Here is a 20,342-nt window from a genome sequence, read left to right as displayed (position 1 = left end):
ATGAAATTTGAACTCTCTCATTATAGAACATACCTGTTGCTGTTCGCTGTTATTTGCTGCAGCTGCAACAAGAATCTTAACCTGGTATCGCAGGACAGTATTACCGACGCCACTTTCTGGAAAACGGGCAACGACTTCAAACTGGCCGCCAACAACCTGTATAATGGCCTGGACAGGTTCGGTGAAGAAGATACCGAGTCGGATATTGCGTTCAATGTACCTAATTCCGTTAGCAACGGTAACCTGCAACCATCGGAAACATCGGACCAATGGAACAACAGTTACGGCTATATCAGGTCCGCCAATAATATTATTGAAAAAGGCGCAGGAACTACAGACGCGGAAATAAAAAGGTATGTAGCAGAAGCAAAATTTTTCAGGGCCTGGTACTATTGGAAATTGCTAAGAATCTATGGTGGCATTCCGCTTATTACCAAGGTACTGTCCACCGGCGATCCTGAATTATTTACACCGCGTGCTACCCGTATGGAAACAGCCGACATGATCTTAAAAGACCTGGACGAAGCCAAAAACGATTTGCCTTTACAATCAGACCTTTCCGCTCCCGATATCGGCAGAATAAGCAAAGGCGCTGCGCTGGCCTTATCTGCCAGGGTAGCCCTTTTTGAAGGAACCTGGGAAAAGTTCCGCGGCGATGCAGGCGCTACCAAATACCTGGATAAAGCCATAGCCAGCTCCGGTGAAGTGATTAACGGCGGCGCCTACACGCTGTACACCGGCAGCGGCGCACAAAGCTATCGTTATCTTTTCCTGGAACCTGGCGATGATTCAAAAGAATCTATACTGGACAGACGCTTTGCCCGCAACATACTGGGGCAGGATGTTCCTTATATGTATGACCAGGACGGTTATAACCCGTCACGTAAGCTGGTGGACATGTACCTCGACAAGAACGGGCTGCCCATCACAGCGGCCGGCACCGTCTTTCATGGCTACAGCACTTTCACTTCCGAATACCAGGACAGGGACCCAAGAATGACCATGACGATGATCATCCCGGGCACATTAACCAACCGGGTATTCTACCCGGTAACCAAGGTAGCCAACTGGCCGGATAAGCCCCAGCGTAACTTTAATACGGGATATATACTGTACAAGTATATGTCCGAAGACCCCGTAGCCAATAACTCCGGCCGTCTCGGGGATGCCAGCCTGTTTGATTTTGACCGTCACCTGATCCGCTATGCGGAAGTACTGCTGATCTACGCAGAAGCAGTATTTGAAAAGAACGGCGTTATCAGCGATAATGATCTCAACCTGTCTGTAAACAAGTTGCGGGACAGGGTGAATATGCCCCATCTGAGCAACGCTTTTGTGGCTGCTCATCAGCTGGACATGCGTACGGAACTCAGGCGGGAACGCACCATAGAACTGGCACTGGAAGGATTCCGGTATGATGATATCCGTCGATGGAAAACAGCAGAAACCGAATTACGGCAGGATATAAAGGGTATCAAAATCACCGGTACCGGTTGGGCCACCCGGGCGCCTTACAGCGATGCCTCCTACTTATCCAAAGTAGATGCAAATGGCTTTCTGATTGCGGAAAAAGACCGGAAATTCGACCCGGCCAAAGATTATTTACAGCCGCTGCCAACAAAAGAAGTAGCCTTCTATACCACTAATGGAAAAACACTTGAACAAAATCCGGGTTGGTAGCCCCCATAAACATGCGTAACTACTTTATAGCACATATGATCAGAATAAAAACAATAGCGGTGCTGCTGCTGGCAGGTATAGGTTTCACCAGCCTGTCTGAAACAGCCGCCGCCCAGGAACCGAAGATTGTCAACATCGTTAATTTCATCCGCCTGCTGGAGCCACGGGATCCGCGTATCACGGAAGATGTACTTTACCAGACCGTGGTAAAACAGGTGAATATCATGCGGCAATATCATCTCACAGGAACATTCCTGTTGCAGTACGATGCCCTGATGGACCGTCGTTACCAGGAACTACTCAGGAGCTTGCCCAGGGATTCATTTGAGATAGGCGCCTGGTGGGAGCTTCCCCAACCGTTGATAGAAAAAGCCGGGCTGAAATGGAGGGGCCGCTATCCCTGGGACTGGCATGCAGATGTGGGCTTTAGCACCGGCTATACACCTGCTGAACGGGAAAAGATAGCAGATGCGTATATGCAAAGTTTTAAAAGCATATTTGGTTATTATCCACGGTCCGTTGCCTCCTGGTTTATTGATGCACATACTTTACAGTACCTGTATGATAAATACAGGATCGTTGCTTCTGCAAATTGTAAAGACCAGTATGGCACCGACGGCTATACATTATGGGGTGGCTACTGGAACCAGGCCTATTATCCAAGTAAGATCAATTCCTATATGCCGGCCCAGAATGCCGCCAGCCAGATCCCCGTGCCGGTTTTCAGAATGCTGGGAAGTGACCCTATCCGTCAGTATGACCAGGGTATCAATACACAAAGACAAGGCGTGATCACCCTGGAGCCAGTGTATCCGGAGGCAGGCGGCAGCGAAAGTTGGGTCAACTGGTTTTTCAACACTTTTACCAACGATCCCGCGCTGAACTTTAACTACACCCAGGCAGGACAGGAAAACTCTTTCACCTGGGATGCCATGGCCAAAGGCTTTGAGATACAGATGCCACTGATCGCCGCCCTTAGAAACAAAGGCAGGATCAGGCTGGAAACTATGGAACAATCCGGCCAATGGTTCAAAGCAAACTACAAGGTAACACCCGCTACCTCCTTCTCCGTTACGAAAGACCTTGAAGGAAGCAACCGTAAAACCTTGTGGTACAACAGCCGCTTCTACAGGATGAATATATTATGGGAAGACGGCAGTTTCCGTATCCGGGATATACATCTCTTTAATGAAAATATTCCCGATATCTATACCACACAGGTAGCTACCTCCAATGAATGCACGTTCTTTACATTACCCGTTGTAGACGGGTATTTATGGAGTAAACCCGGACAGCTGGCCGGCTTACGGTTAAAGGCACTGGTTAACGGACAGGAAGTAACATTAAAAGGCGGAGATCCCGTATTCAAAAACCTGGATAAGGAAACGGTGCAGGTATCGTGGCCGCTCAGCCAGGGCGGAACTTTACAGATGATGCTTAAAGAGAAAACCGTTTTTATAAAACTAACAGGCAATCAGTCACTCAGCTGGTACCTCGACCTGGAAACTGCACCAGGCGCGAAGCTGCCATTCACAAACATTGCACCTCAACAGATAGACGGCAGCTTTGATGCATTTAGTTACCATGTATCCGCGAGTAAAGGTAGCTTCTCAAAGCCTTCCACCGGCGCGGTGTTCCGCCTGCAACCGGAAAAGAATGAGATACGGCTGAACCTTGCAGACATTAAGCAAGCTAAGTAAATTTCAGGCTATTTATGTTATGATAAAGGCCCGCTGATCTTCTATCAGCGGGCCTTTATCATGATACCTGTATGAACCCCTCCTTTTTATGGCTATGCAAACCGCAAACATCAGCCTGACAATGCCATTCCTCCTCGCGCTTGTTTTTAGGATCAAATCGACAAAAAACTGAACAAAATTTAAAAGGGATATTTTATTTCTTCGCACGGTCTCAGTGTATGGAGGCCATCGTTCAAAGCGTTGGAAATAACCACTAAAACATAAATAAGTTCTACAAAAAAAACGTTATGAGTAAACTATTTTTATCGTTGCTGGCAATTATATCTTTTCAATTTTTGTTTGCCCAGCAGAACCTTCTGACCAAATTTCCAAAGGGATCTACACCCGAAGAGGTGGGCAAACGACTGGCCTACCACTTCGTAGATGGCAGACATGAACTCTATGCAGGAAAGTACATTCACTATGCGGAAGTTTGCACCTGGAATGGCGCGTTGGACTATGCTGTAAAAACAAAAGACCAAAAGCTTATCAAACTCTTACAGGATAAATTTGAACCCTTCTTTTCCCGGGAAAAAGTATTACTGCCTCCCATGAATCATGTGGACTACAATATGTTTGGCAGCATTGCGCTGAAACTTTACCAGGTAACAAAAGACGAACGTTATAAGAAAATCGGACTAGCCTATGCCGATACGCAGTGGGAAGCGCCAAAGAACGCGAATCCGGATGAAAAAGCCTGGGCGGAGAAAGGCTATTCATGGCAAACCCGTTTGTGGATCGACGATATGTATATGATTACTGTGGTGCAAAACGAGGCCTATAAAGTAACCGGCGACCGCAAATATATCGATAGGGCAGCAAAAGAAATGGTACGCTACCTGGATGAACTGCAACGCCCGAACGGTCTTTTCTACCACGCTCCGGATGTTCCGTACTATTGGGCAAGAGGCGCTGGCTGGATGGCAGTAGGTATGCCCGATCTGCTTCGTGAGCTGCCTAAAGATCACAAAGACCGCCCGCGTATTATGGAAGGCTATCTTACCATGATGAAAAGTCTGAAAGCACACCAAAGGCCCAACGGAATGTGGAACCAGCTTATTGATGAAGCAGATTTCTGGCCGGAAACATCCGGCACAGCTATGTTCACCTACGCATTTATTACAGGCATTCAGCAAGGGTGGCTAGATGCGGCCGAGTATGCTCCGGCAGCGCGGAAAGCATGGACGGCTATGGTTTCGTATATCGATGACCGTAATAATGTAACCGAAGTTTGTGTTGGTACAGGCAAAAAGAATGATAAACAATATTACCATGACCGCCCACGTAATGCGGGCGACCTTCACGGGCAAGCACCCTACCTGTGGTGCGCAACTGCACTTTTAGGTAAATAGCCGGGGAGTTTTATACCGCCATTGGTGCTGGTAACCAGCACCAATGGCTTAATCCGAAGATCTGTTTTCGTTTACCTCTGATTTACATATCTCCTTTACTTTGGAATGATTCGACAAAAAGTTGAATAAAACGTATCAAAAAAGAATTTTTACTTCGCATACGATATAAGCTGAAATTCAGCCTGGCAAGGTTTTTTTACGCAGTTTCCGCTAATGGGAAAAGGCGTGTCCACTTATGAATTGGCCAGGAAGCCATAGATCAATCAATTCACAACTACAATAAAGAAACGATCTGTCCCTTCCTGGAAAAGACTGTAGGTAAGACTTACAGGGGTCGCGCCGATGAATATTCCACGTATCTCCAGGAATGAAAACTTTCAAAGAACTACGTGCCATAGCGGCGCAAGCATATTAACCAAATACAGCTATTATAAATTCACCGCGATAACGACTAACTGATCATTATGGAGAAAAATTATACAAAACCAAAGAAAAGCCAGGCCGCCTCTTCTTTGTGTAAGATGTTCCTATTGCCTGGATTATTCGGGGCCTTATTGTTTTTGCTGCTTCCCGTTTGTACCCATGCACAAAATCAAACTATAACAGGCAGCGTTACTGACTCCCTGGGTCATGGAATCGCTGACGTTACCGTTGCCGCAAAGGGAACAACAGTGATTGCCAAAACGGATGCATCGGGTCATTTTAGCATTCAGGCTGCCAGAGGAGTTCCCCTGAGAGCGTCACACGTAAGTTATATCAGCAGAGAGGTAATACCGGATGGAAAACCGCTGACTATTATACTGCAACAAGCTACCAACGACCTGAACAATGTAGTGGTTATCGGTTATGGTACTATGAAGAAAAAAGATCTTACCGGAGCCATAACCTCTATCCGTCCGAATAAGATTGCAGATGAAAATCCTAAAACAGTTCAGGACATCATACGTGGAACACCCGGTGTGAGTGTAGGTTTTGACCCTTCTGCAAAAGGAGGAGGCACCATACGTATCCGCGGCCAGCGTTCGGTTTATACGGATGGAGGGCATAATGATCCTTTGCTGATACTGGACGGTATGATTTTCTATGGAGAATTGTCTGAAATTAATCCCGATGATATTGAGCAGATTGATGTCCTTAAAGACGCATCAGCCGCTGCCATTTATGGCGCAAAATCAGCTAACGGGGTTCTTATCATCACCACAAAAAAAGGAAAAAAAGGGAAGCCGACTGTTAATCTGACAACCAACTTCGGGCTTTCAGATATGGCGGCAAACAGGAAGGTTTTTGGCCCCGAAGGTTATATGCAATACCGGCAGGACTGGTATATGGCTGCTACCTATGGTATCAATTCAGCAACAGGAGCTTATGAACCTTATATAGCAGAAACAGCAACAGCGGGTAAACTGGGATACTATGAAATGCCTACCGATGCAACGCTGAAAAAATATGGTATCACCATTGACGAATGGCGTGCTTACTCAACAAATACAAGTAACGCAACTGATAACGAAATCCGGGCTAAACGGTTAGGTCTTCAATTTACAACGTTGGATAACTATCTGAAAGGTAAAACCTTTGATTGGTATGACCATAGTTTCCGTACCGGTTTTAACCAGGATTATAACCTCAGCGTATCCGGCGCCAGCGATAAAATAAACTATTATTTGTCCGCAGGTTATTTGTCGAACCAGGGAGTGGTTATGGGTGATAATTACAGGGCGGTGCGCTCCAACTTAAAAGTGGACGGCAAAGTCACCGACTGGCTGGATATCAGCGCCAATGTGAATTTCCAGGACCGGTCCGACGGAAATATTGCGGTTAACTGGGGATCACAGATTATTAACAACAGTCCTTTCGCATCTTACAGAGACGAGGATGGAAACCTGGAAGTACATCCTATGGGCGATGAAATGACTGCCAGCAAAGGATATAATTTTGATTTCAATAAACAGTATATGAAACTTGAAAGAGGCTATACTGTTCTGAATACCATTCTTTCTGCCAAAGTAACATTGCCTTTTAATATCAAGTACTCCTTTAATGTTTCTCCCAGGTATCAGTGGTATTATAACCGCTATTTTGAATCCTCGGAGCATCCGGATTGGCTGCCCATTAATCATGGTGTTGACCGGAACTGGGCAAAACGTTTTGACTGGTCTTTGAATAATACGCTCAGCTGGGAAAAAACTTTTGCCCAAAAGCATAAGGTAAATGTAACCCTGGTCCAGGAAGCAGAAGAACGACGCTATTGGAGTGATGCTATTAATGCGCGTAATATTTTGCCAAGTGATGCATTGGGATTCCATGAAACTTCTACCGGCGATCCGCTTAACAGCAGTTTTAACACGGACGATTCTCATGAAACTGCCGATGGTATGCTTGCGCGTGTGTTTTATTCGTATGATGACCGTTATATGTTAACAGCCTCTGTGCGCCGCGACGGCTATTCTGCATTCGGCACTTCGAATCCGCGGGCTACCTTTTTTTCAACAGCTTTGGCCTGGACATTTAGCAATGAAAAATTCTTTAAATGGGATGTATTGAGCAACGGTAAATTGCGTTTGTCTTATGGACAAAACGGAAACAGGTCGCTTGCCAATCCTTATATAGCATTGGCCAATCTGGCTAATGGCGCCACCACGCAGGGATACGTAGATGCAAGCGGTAACTATATCCAGTATTACTATTTAAGAATTGACCGTATGGCAAATCCCAATCTGCAATGGGAAAAAACTACCGCATATAATATTGGACTGGATCTCGCCTTCTTAAATAACCGGATCTCCGGTACGCTCGATTATTATTACATGCCCACAACTAATATGATCATGAGTCAATCGTTGCCCGATTTTTCAGGATTTACCAGTATCACTACCAATTTAGGAGAAGTATTGAACAAGGGTTTCGAAATTTCAGTCAACACACAAAATATAAGAACGCCCAACTTTAGCTGGAATACCACAATAGGTTTCTCGAAATATAAAAACACGATTAAACATCTTTACTACCGGTACGAAGATGTGTTAGATGCCAATGGAAATGTGGTGACCTCAAAAGAATCTGATGATATATCCAACGGATGGTTTATCGGGCAACCGGCCAGCGCCATCTGGAACTACCGCGTAACGGGAATATGGCAGGTGAACGAGGCCGCAGAAGCTGCCAAATACGGTCAACGGCCCGGGGATCCTAAAGTAGCTAACAATTACACGGCAGATGATATTAAAAACGCAGATGGAAGTACAACGGCAGTTTATAATAATAATGATAAAGAATTCCTGGGTCAGACTACACCACCAACTATGTGGTCATTGCGAAATGATTTCACCTATAAAAACTTCAATTTCTCCTTCAATATCTATTCTTATTGGGGCAATAAAAGCTTAAGCACCTCCTACCTGAACCAGGATAACAGTGTTTCGTCGGTTACGTACAATGCCAATACCTATGAAAAAAAATACTGGACGCCTGATAACCCGAGTGATTTCTTTGGGCGGCTGGATGCGAGAGGTCCTTCCGGAGTTGCTGCCCCGAACAGGGTATTCGACCGTTCTTTTATCAGGCTTGACAATGCAACAATTGGTTATACAATGCCCCGCAAACTTATTTCACGGGCAGGGATTGAAAACCTGAAACTATATGTTACCGTTCGCAATGTGGCTGTATGGAAAAAAGATAAAAACTGGAACTATTGGGACATAGAAACGGGTGACATGGCGCCGAGAATTTATACACTTGGATTAAACGTGACATTATAAACTTACAGGTGGTTAAGATCAGATAAAAAATTTACAAATGAAAAATAACTATATAATAAAAATTTCCTTAGTGGTAATTGCATCAGCTACGATGGCCGCTTGTAGCAAGAAATATCTTAAGCCGGATCCTTTATCTTTTTATGAGCCCGAAACTACGTTCTCCACCAGGTCGGGGCTCGATGCTGCAATAGGAATGTGTGACAAACATCTGCGAAGCTACTGGAGTTACATCACAACAAGGGATATTTCGGTACCCATTAACACCGAGTATATGTTGTCAGACATGGCGGTATCCGGTAAAACAGACGATGGAAACATCTTTGCAGATGTGGCTTCACGCCTCACTCCAACAGACGGCATGTACACAAATGACGTGAATATGCTGAGCTTCTTCTGGGGAGAAACTTATAATGGCATCAAATATGCCAATACAATTACTTCGTTTATTGATAAAGTTCCCGGCCTGGATGAAGCTACCAAACGTGAATATATCGGCAGGGCCTACTTTCACAGATCGTTTCGTTACCTCGCCCTGTGTTTTCAGTTTAACAATGTTCCTTTGATCACCCAAATCCCTTCTACTCCAAAGCAAAACTATAAGAGCACCAGTCGTGAAGCTATTTTAGCAATGATCACCAAAAATATGGAAGATGCAGTGCAATGGGTACCTGATCAGTCCAGCATGTCTTATATAGGAATGATTAACAAAGGCGCCTGCCGGCAGTTGCTGATCAAATGCTACCTGGCCACCGGTCAATGGGACAAGGCAATTGCGCAAGCCGATTCTCTAATCAATAATTCAGGTTATTCATTAATGACATCTACATTTGGCACGTTTGAAAGCCCGCTGGAAGGCACCTGGCATATTACGCGGAACGTGATATGGGACCTGCACCGCCCGGTGAATAAATGTATCATGACAAATAAAGAAGCCATTCTCGCAATGCCCAACCGTGATAATACGGATGCCGCAATAAAAATGCGTACAATGCGGAATTGGGGGCCGATGTGGAATATTTCTACATTAGTTTCTCCCGGCGGAAAATTTATGCAATGCTACGCTTCATCGAGTAATTCTTACCGGGCTAACCTCGATTATAACTCGGCTTTGGGTCGTGGTATTGCCATGATCAGTCCTACCTATTTTGCGCAGCATGACCTTTGGAATGTAAACGGGATTAATGATGCCGGGGACCTGCGACACAACAGTAGCGTAGGCAATTGGGCAAGAATGGATTCCATGAAATACAATGATCCTTCAGATGCGTTGTATTTCGGTAAAAACCTTCGACTTTATAATGGCACCAAACTTTTGTGCAGCGATACGATACGCAACTGGTTCGATTGGCCGCATTACAAAGTTTTTGTAAATGATCCGGATCATATTGGCAACGCTGCAAGTAATAACAACAGAGGAGGCGCTGCCGACTGGTACTGCTACCGTCTTGCAGAAACCTATCTGCTTCGTGCCGAAGCCGAATTCTACAAAGGGAATATAGGCGCAGCGGTAGCAGACGTAAATATTGTAAGACAACGGGCTAAATGCCAGCAGCTATACACTACCATTACTATTGGTGACATTGCCAACGAACGCGCCCGTGAATTATGGATGGAAGAATGGCGGCACATGGAGCTAAGCCGCATGTCGTATAGCCTGGCTTTAAGTGGTAAACCAGATGAATGGGGAAATACCTATAACGTGAACACCCTTTCAGACAACAATTATTGGTACCAACGCATACAGCATTACAGCAATTACTACAACAAAAACAAAGTAACTGTAAAGGGCAGATCCTATACCATAGCGCCGCATAATATCTATTGGCCAATTCCTCAATCGGCGATCGATGCAAACCTGTACGGAAAACTGCGCCAAAACCCTGGTTATAACGGTTATGGCCAGAATGTGGAGATGTGGACTAAATGGGAAGATGCGGTTAATGACGAAACCAAAAATTAAAAAGAGAGAGTAAGCTTTGCTTACTCTCTTGGCAATGAATCAAAGTATTCGTTGGGCGACATTTTAAAATACTTCTGAAAATTGCGACTGAAAAGGCTTTGCGAGCTATAACCTATCATCTTTGAAATTTCGTAAAATGAAAATTCATTCCTGGCAATTAAATTAGCGGCCGTTTTAAGGCGCGTGATGTCAATTAGCTCTTTTGGAGATAGCGAGGATAAAGATTTGATTTTGCGATATAACGTAGTACGGCTCATGAACATGTGTCCGGCAAGCATATCAATATCAATATTGGAGTCTTTAATATTTGCCCTGATATATTCATCCAGTTTCTTTAGAAAGGCTTCATCGGTTTTTGAATGCGCCATTACCCTTACATCCTCAAAAGGCGAACTGGCAAAGTGGTCCTTTATTTTACGGCGGTTTTTAAGCAGGTTGGCAATCTGTACCTGCAGCAATTCTGATGAGAATGGCTTTTGTATGTAAGCGTCTGCTCCTACCTCCAGTCCTTCGATGTGGGCCTTGTACGTGTTTTTAGACGTTAATAAAATGATGGGGATATGGCAGTATTCAACATTGGATTTAATTAGCCGGCACAGCTCAAACCCATCAATTCCCGGCATCATAATGTCTGATATGATGAGATGAATAATTTCTTTATCTAAAATGGTTTGTGCAATTTCCCCATTGGTGGCAAGATGCAGCCGGTAGGCATCTCCCAAAACAACAGATAAAAACTCCAGGATATCTTCATTATCGTCAATAATAAGAATACTTTCGGTCATACTATTTTATCTTTTTCCAACTGCTTAATTGAAACTCAAATTTTTGATGTATGGGCAGCTGCAGTTCAAATATAACTAAATCAGTTTCGCCGGAAATCAATCGCAACGATCCGTTGTGCAGCTCGGTAAGCGATCTGGCAAGCGATAGCCCTATACCGGTTCCCGGTTTATCATTTCCACGTCCCCTTACAAAGGGTTCAAATATCTGGTCTTTAAACTCTCCTGGTATGCCTTTGCCATCGTTGTGAAAACTAATCTTAAAATATTCATCGGAATCGTTTACAGTATGTATATTAACGGTGGCCCTGGTAGCCGCGTATTTAACAGCATTTGACATGAGGTTGGTAAATATTTTAATGAGCGCCTCCCTGTCTACAAAAGCCGTAAAGTGTTTTTCCGGTAATACTATATCCAGGACAATGTTGTTGCCGGCAGCCTGTCCTTTAAAGCCTGTTACCAGATCAGTTATCAGCCCAACGATATCTGTTTTTACAAAATTCAGGCTGAACTGGTCCGCTTCCGTTTTTCTAAAGTCGAGTAGCTGGCTGGCCAGCTCTATCAGGCGCCGGGTGTTTCTTTCAGCTATCGAGAGACTTTTCTTAACATCCGGATCTTTATCAAATTTTTTGCTCAGCCATTCTATGGGGCCCGCTATAAGCGTAAGCGGCGTTTGTATTTCATGTGTAATATTGGTGAAAAATTCAATTTTTGCCTGGTAAATTTCTTTTTCCTTTTCGTGTTCAAACAACTGCTGCTTCCGCAGATTTTTACGTTCAAGGTATTGACGATACAAACGGTCTGTGATGAATATAACAGTACCTAAGAGCAGCAGGTATAAAATATAAGCGAGGTTGCTTTTCCAAAAAGGCGGGAGAATTTTGATGAACAGCCGCTGTTCCCTGCCGGTCCAGCTTCCGGTGTTGCTTTCAGCCTGAACAATGAATTCATAGGTGCCGTGGGTAAGATCGGTAAAATAGGCTTTACGATTTGTATTGAGGTAGGTCCAGGGTTGGTCAATGCCTTTCATCAGGTATTTATACCGCGTTGCTTCGGGTGACGAAAAGTTTAACGCTGCAAATTCAATACTGAAATTGTTCTGGTCGTATTTTAATATAACCGTGTCTGTGTATAAAATAGATTGGGAAAGGGGGCTGCTATGCCCACCTGGTGCTGCTTCTGTATTATTAATCTGGAAACCTGTAATATAGGTAGGCGGGCTGGGCTCTTTTTGATTAAATAAAGCCGGGTCAAAACCAATCATACCTTTAACGGAGCCAAAGTACATTTTACCATCGGTATGTTTATAAGCCGAGTTGTAATTGAATTGATCTGTTATCAGCCCGTTGGCCTGTGTGTACACTTTTACCTGTTCTGTACGCAGGTCAAAACAAATAAGACCTTTGGACGAGCTGATCCACAAATGTTTTGAATTGTCTTCCAGGATGCTGTACAATACATTGCCCGGCAGGCCGTTTGCGGTTGTATATCTTTTGATGGTTTTCCGGTCATGGCTTAGTTTTATAAGCCCGCTGCCGGTTGTGGCAAACCATAAAGCATGGTTGCTGTCTTCAAAAATATTGTACACAGGAAATTCGTTAATGGTCTTTCCCCTGGTGGTATCACCAAAACGTAAGTTCCCGCGCCGGCCGGTTGCAGGATTATAATAAAATGCACCTTCCTTTACGCTGCCTGTCCAGATATTTCCTTCTGAGTCTTCAAATATATCGTACACATAAGTGTTGTATGGTATCTCGCTGATACGCTTAAATGTTTTGTGTTGTGTATCGTACTCAAATAGTCCGGCGTTGCGATATGCAGTACCTACCAGCAGTTTATTGTTTTTTGTCCGGTAGATGGAAATTACAAAATCACTCACTGGTCCGTTCTTATCACCAATAAGTTTAAACCGGTCTGTAACCAACCCTGTACGCATATCCATTATTTCCATGCCCTGTAAAAAGGGGCCGATAAATAATCCGTTCCCCCAGGAAAGCAGACCATGTATGTTAGCGTAAGAGAGGCTTCCCTTTTGACCTGTAGTTGTATAGTTTGTAAATACGCCTGTTTTTAAATCCAATTTGTTAATACCGGCATCTTCCGTGCCGATCCATAGGTGGCCACTGCTGTCAGCGCATATCTCTCTTACCGCATTTCCTGAAATAGCATTAGCACCTGGCAGCGGATAATATTTTTCAAATCTCGCATTGACTTTTGAATAATAATTTAACCCGCCAAAAAAAGTACCGGCCCACATACCACCCTGGTTATCCCTGCATACTGCATACACAGCATTGTCTGCCAGGGCATAAGGGTCGCCTGGCCGTTTTCTCAGGCTTATGCTGTTGTTGGTGGCCAAGTCGTAAATGTAAATTCCCGATTCGGTGGCGATCCAGTACTGCCCATCATTACCTGCTGCAATATCGCGGACAAATATGTCCGTATTTTTATCAGCATCCAGTGATAGGGATTTGACGATGCCGGTTTTAGTATGGTAGCTTTTTAAGCCCTGCTTAAAACAACCTATCAATAGTTCGTTATTACGGATAGGGTATATTTTGCTGATAGACCTGGCATTTGCAGGCAAACTTTTATTAACGATCCTTATCCGGGTACCAGGCTTTGTTTTGGGGTTGTAAATACGGATATTACCGTCGTTATCACCCATCCATATATTCATATTTGAATCCAGTGCAATACAGGATGCCTTTGTTTTTAAGTCCTCCACCCTGTTCTCTGCCTGTATGTATTTATATAGGGAAAACTGGATGAGGAACCACAGGTTATTATCATTGTCTATTACGAGGTTGTTGGTATATTCTTTCGGGACGGTTTCCAGTTCGGTGAGCACTTCTTTGTACGGGTCATATTTAAAAATGCCTTTGCCGGTAGCTATCCAAATCATCCTGTTTTTATCCTCGGCGATACAATTAATAACATCATTTCCCAGGCTGCCGAATTTATCATTACTGTTTTTGTAGGCTTTAAAAGAGTACCCGTCAAAACGGTTCACTCCCCCACGCGTTCCTACCCATATAAAACCTTTACTATCCTGTATTACAGCGGTAACCGCATTATGCACTAACCCGTCATCCACCTGGTAGTGCCTAAAATAATATTGCCCATAACAGGAAGAAATGGTAACGTGGAATAGTAAATTCAGCAAAGCAATATAACCGGACAATTTCATAATACTGAATTCAAATATAAATAATGATATCAAGATACTATGGGTTTTAAAATAAAATCGTATCACTTGTTGCAGTGTATACCGGATATTTGGTACGATTCGTCAAAAGATTGAACATAATGCCTGATCAGTAAAACTTCGATAAGCTGTCATTCAACTAACTGTTATCAAAGCCACAAAGCATCATATACCTTGGCGATGTTAATGGTCATTAACATCGCCTGCACAAAAAGTTAGTATGCAGCCGCATTTTTTGATTAATTTTAGCGGAGATCTAAAATCTGTAATATTGTTCGGGGGAGATTTACAACAGGAGGAACTGGTGCGGCTTTTACAGGCCGGCGACCAACAGGCATTCAGGAAATTATTCGATTTATTGTATCAACCCCTTTGCTTTTTTGCCCGGAAGATTACCGGAAGCGCAGAAGAAGCGGAGGATGTTGTCAGTACCGCCTTTGCCAGGCTTTGGGACCGTCATTCCCATTTCGTGGCGTTCCCCGCTATACAATCTTTCTTATATACTACCGTCAGAAATCAATGCCTTAATATCCTCAAGCACCAGGAAGTAGTTTCCAATGCGGCTAAAATTCTCCAATCCGAGCCACAGGAAATGGATAACTATATCGAAACCCAGGTGTTGCAGGCAGAGTTGCTGCAAATAATTTTTGCTGAGATGAGCAAACTTCCTGAGCGGCAAAGACTAATACTGGAATGGACTTACAGGGATGGGCTACCGGCTGCGGAGATCGCCCAGCAGCTTCAGATGAGCCCGGCGCATGTCCGCATGGAAAAATCCAGGGCCATGTCCCAGCTTCGCCATATGCTCCGCGAACGCAAACTACTGGGTCTGTTTATGGCCCTCTTCCCTTTAATTCAATCCGGGAAACATAATTTCTGAGGTCTTTACTAAAAAAAAATAAATTTTTGTTGCGTTTTGCCAACATGGTTGTTTTAGTATTATATGCAGCCAGCAATACAGGTCGATAGAGCAATTTTACGCATACTATATAAAAAATGCGCAGGTCAGGAACTGACGACGGAAGACGAACGCCGGTTAGAAGACTGGCTGGCCGCATCGTCGTGGAACCGCGAGGCGATGACAGAGATAATGGATGACGGTTGGTTCACAGATAATATGGCCATATGGGAACAGGTTTCCGCAGATCCGTTATGGGAACGGGTACAGCAAAAAATAGCAGACCAGCCACCCGTTGTTAAATTCAACAGGAATAACTACCGCAAATGGATGTATGCAGCCGCTGCATCCTTACTACTGATAGGATCGGCCTCACTCCTCCTATGGCGGAATAGCCACCAGCGTGTAACGGATCAAATGGCTATCAGCGACGTGGCTCCGGGCGGCAATACGGCCAGGCTCACCCTTGCCGATGGCTCTACGATTCTGCTGGATAGCGTGGCAATTGGCAAGTTAACACAGCAAGGCAATGTAAAGGTGATAAAGTCAGCAGGAGGACAGATCCGTTATGAAAACGGATCTTCTGAAGGCGCTGGTCAGGCTTCACTCAACACGCTGACTACTCCCAAAGGAGGTCAGTATCAACTTTCGCTGCCGGATGGCACCAAAGTGTGGCTCAATGCCGCCTCGTCTATCACCTATCCGACATCCTTTGCCCAGGGCGCCCGCATGGTAACCGTAACTGGAGAAGCGTATTTCCAGGTCGCCAAAGATGCCGGAAGACCTTTTAAAGTGAAAGCAGCCAATACTGAGGTGGAAGTATTAGGCACTCATTTCAACATCAGCGCCTATGATAACGAACCTGCTGTAGCCACTACCCTTGAGGAAGGCGCTGTAAAAGTACATTTGATCAGCACCGGACAAACACAACGCCTTACGCCCGGCCAGCAGGCATTATTACTAAAGGGGCAGTCACAAATCCGGTTGGTTAAAAATGCCGATATGGAAGAGACATTTGCCTGGATCCACGGCAACATAGCCTTTCATGATGCAGATGTAGCAACGATCATGCGCGCGCTGGAAAGATGGTATAATATTACTGTAGATATAAGAGGTTCCCTGCAGGACCAGACATTTTATTTCTCTGTCAATAGAAACGCTCCTCTATCGGAAGTATTACACTTCCTGGAGGTTTATAAAATCAACTATTCGCTGGACGCGAAGAACCGGAGACTAACAATCACTCCCTGACTATCCAGTCAACCAACCATATGCGTATCGCTCCGGGCTTGTCCCGGGCGCATCTGAGAAGTTATGCGGATAATACAGGGAAGAATCATTTATTCAAATGCCCAACAACCAAAATTATGAGGAAATTTTGTGACGAGCATCCGTTACCTATCGTAAAGAGTTTATTGCGAACGCCTATTCACATGGCCGTCCTGCTTACATTCACTATGCTTCTCTTCTGTATGTCCGCACGGGCACAGATTTCGATGAAGGTAAAAAATGAACAGCTGGATAATGTATTACAACAGGTTCGTAAACAAAGTGGATATAACCTGGTGTATGATGTAAAAATGGTACGTCAGAAAGGTAAACCGGTAGCTGTAGATTTGAAAAATGTGTCTGTTCAGCAAGCCATGCAGGCAATTTTTCACAACCAGGATCTGGCCTGGGAGATTACCAGCGCACGAACCATATTCGTGCGCGAAAAAGTGCAGTATACCACCAATCAAACTGTAGAAGTTCAACAGAACGTTCATGGCAATATTATTAACGAGGCAGGTGAGCCAATGCCCGGCGTCAGCATCAAGATCAAAAATGTCAATTATGGAACGGTAACCGATAGGTCCGGCGATTTTACTCTGCCTGGCGCGTTTGTCAATGCAATACTGGTCATTACCGCAGTAAATATGGAGCCGATGGAATTTGCCCTGGACGGCAGGTTATCCGTCACCATTATTGCACGCAAAAAAGAATTTGCCCTGCAGGGAGTGACCGTAACAGTAAATACCGGCTACCAAACCCTGTCCAGGGAACGGGCAACCGGCTCTTTTGCCAAACCCGACATGAATACTTTCTCCCAACGGGCAGGCACAATGAATGTTATCGCCCGGCTTGAAGGTCTGGTACCGGGTATGACGGTGATTCCCGGAGCGCGGGTAATCAATACCACCCGGGACGGCGGCACCAGCGGCCAGCAAAGCCTGATACGCGGCAGGGCCAGCATTGAGCTCAATCCCGATCCGTTGTATGTGGTCAACGGTATACAGGTGCCCGATATCGAAAGCATTAACCCCGATGACATTGCCGATATAACCGTACTCAAAGATGCAGCCGCGGCTGCCATCTGGGGGGCGCGTGCTGCAAATGGCGTGGTTGTCATCACCACCAAAACGGGTACAAAAAATAACAGGTTAAAATTCAATTACAGCGGGATGGTTAACATCCAGGGGCGGCCTGATTTTAATTATATGCCCATGATGAACAGCAGCCAGTATATCGGAGTGGCCCGGCAACTGTTCGACCCGGTGAATTATCCCTGGAACACCTTGTCAAATGGCGTCATTACCCCGCATGAAAAGATCATGTACGACCGTTACCGTGGACATATCAGCAACGCCCAGGAAAATGTCTCACTTGATAGCCTTGCTGCACTTAATAATGCCAGCCAGATCAGCGACATCTGGTACCGCAATGCCAGCACCACCAACCATACCCTCTCCCTTTCTGCCGGTACCAGCAACTATTCATTCTATGGATCTTTGGCCTATACCAATGTAACCAGCAATCGCCCGGGTGAGCGCAACAATACCTACCGGATCAACTTTAACCAGCAGTTTACTCCCAATAAAATCATCAAGGCTACGCTGATTACCGCACTAAGCCAAAATGAGGTGAGCAGCAAGCGACCCATCCAGGTAGATAATTCTTTTATTCCCTACCAGCTGTTCCGTGATTCCAAAGGACAGCCCCTGTCGATGCCCTATGTACAAGGCTGGTCTGATTCATTGCGCAACGACTACGCTACCCGTAGCAGGCTTAATTTAGACTATAACCCACTGGGAGAAATGAGTCAGGGCAATTCCAATTCAACAGCCGTTAATATCAATGTATCCGGTACCCTGGAGATTGCAATGCCTGTAAAAGGTCTCAGCTTCCAGGGAAATTACGGCTACATCCGCAACCAGGTGAACAGCAGCAACTATGATGATATCGCAGGTTTTGCACTCCGTAAAGAGTTGTTAGGGTTTACAGTAGCCCCCACAGCTGCATCAACACCCGTGTATTATCTGCCTACCACAGGAGGCTCCTATAGCACAGCTAACCAACAACTTCGTAACTGGACGGTAAGAAATCAGCTGGTGTATAGTTTCAAAGACCAAACTGGCAATCACCAATTGGGCGTACAGGCAGGACAGGATATCCAGGAACAGGCTATGATTATGACCGGTACGAAAGTACGTGGCTATAACAATGCACTGCAAACCTATTCAGCCCTGGATTATAAAATGCTTAGCAATGGAGTAATGGGTACAATGATTCCCTGGGCCAGCCGGCTCCAGGAGCTGCCTTTCAATAAAACAGAAGATATAAGGCGCATTGTTTCCTATTTCACACTGGTGAACTATGAATTTGACCATAAGTACAACCTGGATATGAGCTGGCGCATGGATCACAGCAACCTGTTTGGAACCGACCGGGCTACACAAAACAGACCGGTATGGAGCGTAGGCAGCAAATGGCGGGTTGGCAGGGAGCCATTCATGGAGAATGTAGCCTGGGTAAGCGATCTGGCACTACGCGCAACGTATGGCATCACAGGTAACTCTCCCTATAGCGGAGGCGCCGCTTCTTATGATATCCTGATGGGCGATTCCTGGCCAAGCTACGGAGGGCCCTCTCTCAATATCATCACGCCTGCCAACCGCAGGCTGGCCTGGGAGATGAGCCGCACTACCAATATCGGCCTGGACTTTAGCCTGCTCAAACAACGTATCAATGTTGGAGTAGATCTTTACCAAAAGAAAACAACCGACTTACTTGGCGGCTATAGCACCAATCCTTTAACCGGGTTTATCAGTATCAGTGGTAATATCGGAGAAATGGAAAACAAAGGGGTAGAACTCAGCCTGAAAACAATCAATATCAACACCGCAAAATTCAGATGGCAATCCAACCTGATTTTCAGCTATAATAAGAACAAGCTGGTAGACTATACCCCACCCTCGGTTTTTGCCAACTCTGCCTCTTCACGTGTAATGGCCAACTACATCATCGGTTATAGCATGCAGTCCCTCTGGGCTTACCGGTTTGCCGGCCTTGATAATATGGGCGACCCGATGATCTGGCTCTCCGACAAAACGAAAACCAAATCCAGGAATGTGGCAACAGTAGAAGATGTACAATACATGGGCACTGTCATCCCACCCTTCAACGGCAGCATCAGCAACATGTTTACCTATGGAGCTTTTTCCCTGGACGCCAACATTGTCTTCAATCTGGGTCATGTGATGAGGCGGGATGTCAATAAGTTTTATACCGGCAGACTTACAGGCGCACAAGGATTATTTAACGGCAACATCCGTACTGATTTCGAAAACAGGTGGAAAAAACCGGGTGATGAACAGTTTACTTCGATTCCTTCCTATGTCTCCAATGAAAATGAAAGTTTCTTCCGCCGCGATATCCAATATTACGCGCTTGGCGATGTGAATGTGGTCAGCGCCTCTTATATCAAGCTCCGGGATATCACGCTGGCCTGGAACATGCCAGCCCGCATTGCTCAGGCGATGCGCCTCGGCAGCGCCCGGGTCTTTGTACAAACAACCAATTATATGCTCTGGAAGGCCAACAAGGACAACATTGACCCGGAGTATCATATGCTGGCCGAAGGCATCCGCCTGCTGCCCGGTTTTAGCCATGCATATAATTTGGGCGCCAATATTTCATTCTGATAAG

Annotated in this window: 10 protein-coding genes; 8 read left to right on the top strand and 2 right to left on the bottom strand. The window is 45.2% G+C overall.

All coding sequences use genetic code 11. The features are described 5' to 3' along the window. From PV783_RS16835 to PV783_RS16815, 5 genes are all read left to right on the top strand, one after another. Window positions 1-1,680, top strand: a complete 1,680-nt coding sequence (locus PV783_RS16835) for a RagB/SusD family nutrient uptake outer membrane protein (protein ID WP_420988851.1) — start codon at window positions 1-3, stop codon at window positions 1,678-1,680. Window positions 1,681-1,715: 35 nt separating this feature from the next. After that, entirely contained in the window at window positions 1,716-3,380 is a 1,665-nt protein-coding gene (locus PV783_RS16830) for a hypothetical protein (protein ID WP_420988850.1), read from the top strand. A gap of 287 nt (window positions 3,381-3,667) precedes the next feature. Continuing rightward, entirely contained in the window at window positions 3,668-4,771 is a 1,104-nt protein-coding gene (locus PV783_RS16825) for a glycoside hydrolase family 88/105 protein (RefSeq protein WP_420988849.1), read from the top strand. Between the two features lie 464 nt (window positions 4,772-5,235). Beyond that, window positions 5,236-8,529: a SusC/RagA family TonB-linked outer membrane protein gene (locus PV783_RS16820; protein WP_420988848.1), complete on the top strand. Its 3,294-nt coding sequence runs from the start codon at window positions 5,236-5,238 to the stop codon at window positions 8,527-8,529. Window positions 8,530-8,566: 37 nt separating this feature from the next. Further along, a complete protein-coding gene (locus PV783_RS16815; RefSeq protein WP_079467794.1) occupies window positions 8,567-10,489 on the top strand; it encodes a RagB/SusD family nutrient uptake outer membrane protein in 1,923 nt (640 codons plus the stop codon). A 20-nt stretch (window positions 10,490-10,509) separates the two neighbouring features. On the opposite strand, the gene PV783_RS16810 is transcribed toward PV783_RS16815, so the two are convergent. Together PV783_RS16810 and PV783_RS16805 are read right to left on the bottom strand one after the other, a co-directional pair. Next, complete coding sequence (locus PV783_RS16810; protein WP_079467795.1) at window positions 10,510-11,274, bottom strand: response regulator transcription factor; 765 nt, start codon at window positions 11,272-11,274, stop codon at window positions 10,510-10,512. A 1-nt stretch (window position 11,275) separates the two neighbouring features. Continuing rightward, window positions 11,276-14,461 carry a ligand-binding sensor domain-containing protein gene (locus tag PV783_RS16805; RefSeq protein ID WP_420988847.1) on the bottom strand — a complete coding sequence of 1,062 codons (3,186 nt, stop codon included), beginning with the start codon at window positions 14,459-14,461 and terminating at the stop codon, window positions 11,276-11,278. A gap of 289 nt (window positions 14,462-14,750) precedes the next feature. Between PV783_RS16805 and PV783_RS16800 the strand changes: the two genes are divergently transcribed. The 3 genes from PV783_RS16800 to PV783_RS16790 all read left to right on the top strand — a co-directional run bounded on the left by PV783_RS16800 (window position 14,751) and on the right by PV783_RS16790 (window position 20,338). Then, complete coding sequence (locus PV783_RS16800) at window positions 14,751-15,359, top strand: RNA polymerase sigma factor (RefSeq protein WP_159454158.1); 609 nt, start codon at window positions 14,751-14,753, stop codon at window positions 15,357-15,359. Between the two features lie 63 nt (window positions 15,360-15,422). After that, window positions 15,423-16,628 (top strand): FecR family protein, encoded by a 1,206-nt coding sequence (locus PV783_RS16795; protein WP_420988846.1) that lies wholly within the window; start codon window positions 15,423-15,425, stop codon window positions 16,626-16,628. A gap of 116 nt (window positions 16,629-16,744) precedes the next feature. Then, window positions 16,745-20,338 carry a SusC/RagA family TonB-linked outer membrane protein gene (locus PV783_RS16790; RefSeq protein WP_420988845.1) on the top strand — a complete coding sequence of 1,198 codons (3,594 nt, stop codon included), beginning with the start codon at window positions 16,745-16,747 and terminating at the stop codon, window positions 20,336-20,338. Window positions 20,339-20,342: the final 4 nt, after the last annotated feature.

Origin of the sequence: Chitinophaga sp. CC14 (assembly GCF_048957795.1) — a bacterium.
Lineage (GTDB): Bacteria > Bacteroidota > Bacteroidia > Chitinophagales > Chitinophagaceae > Chitinophaga > Chitinophaga ginsengisegetis.
This window is presented reverse-complemented; position numbering and strand designations above follow the sequence as displayed.

Coding starts and splice junctions, on each gene's coding strand:
- PV783_RS16795 (WP_420988846.1), top strand. CDS start 15,423: ATGCAGCCAGCAATACAGGTCGATAGAGCAATTTTACGCATACTATAT.
- PV783_RS16835 (WP_420988851.1), top strand. CDS start 1: ATGAAATTTGAACTCTCTCATTATAGAACATACCTGTTGCTGTTCGCT.
- PV783_RS16805 (WP_420988847.1), bottom strand. CDS start 14,461: ATGAAATTGTCCGGTTATATTGCTTTGCTGAATTTACTATTCCACGTT.
- PV783_RS16830 (WP_420988850.1), top strand. CDS start 1,716: ATGATCAGAATAAAAACAATAGCGGTGCTGCTGCTGGCAGGTATAGGT.
- PV783_RS16810 (WP_079467795.1), bottom strand. CDS start 11,274: ATGACCGAAAGTATTCTTATTATTGACGATAATGAAGATATCCTGGAG.
- PV783_RS16790 (WP_420988845.1), top strand. CDS start 16,745: ATGAGGAAATTTTGTGACGAGCATCCGTTACCTATCGTAAAGAGTTTA.
- PV783_RS16825 (WP_420988849.1), top strand. CDS start 3,668: ATGAGTAAACTATTTTTATCGTTGCTGGCAATTATATCTTTTCAATTT.
- PV783_RS16815 (WP_079467794.1), top strand. CDS start 8,567: ATGAAAAATAACTATATAATAAAAATTTCCTTAGTGGTAATTGCATCA.
- PV783_RS16820 (WP_420988848.1), top strand. CDS start 5,236: ATGGAGAAAAATTATACAAAACCAAAGAAAAGCCAGGCCGCCTCTTCT.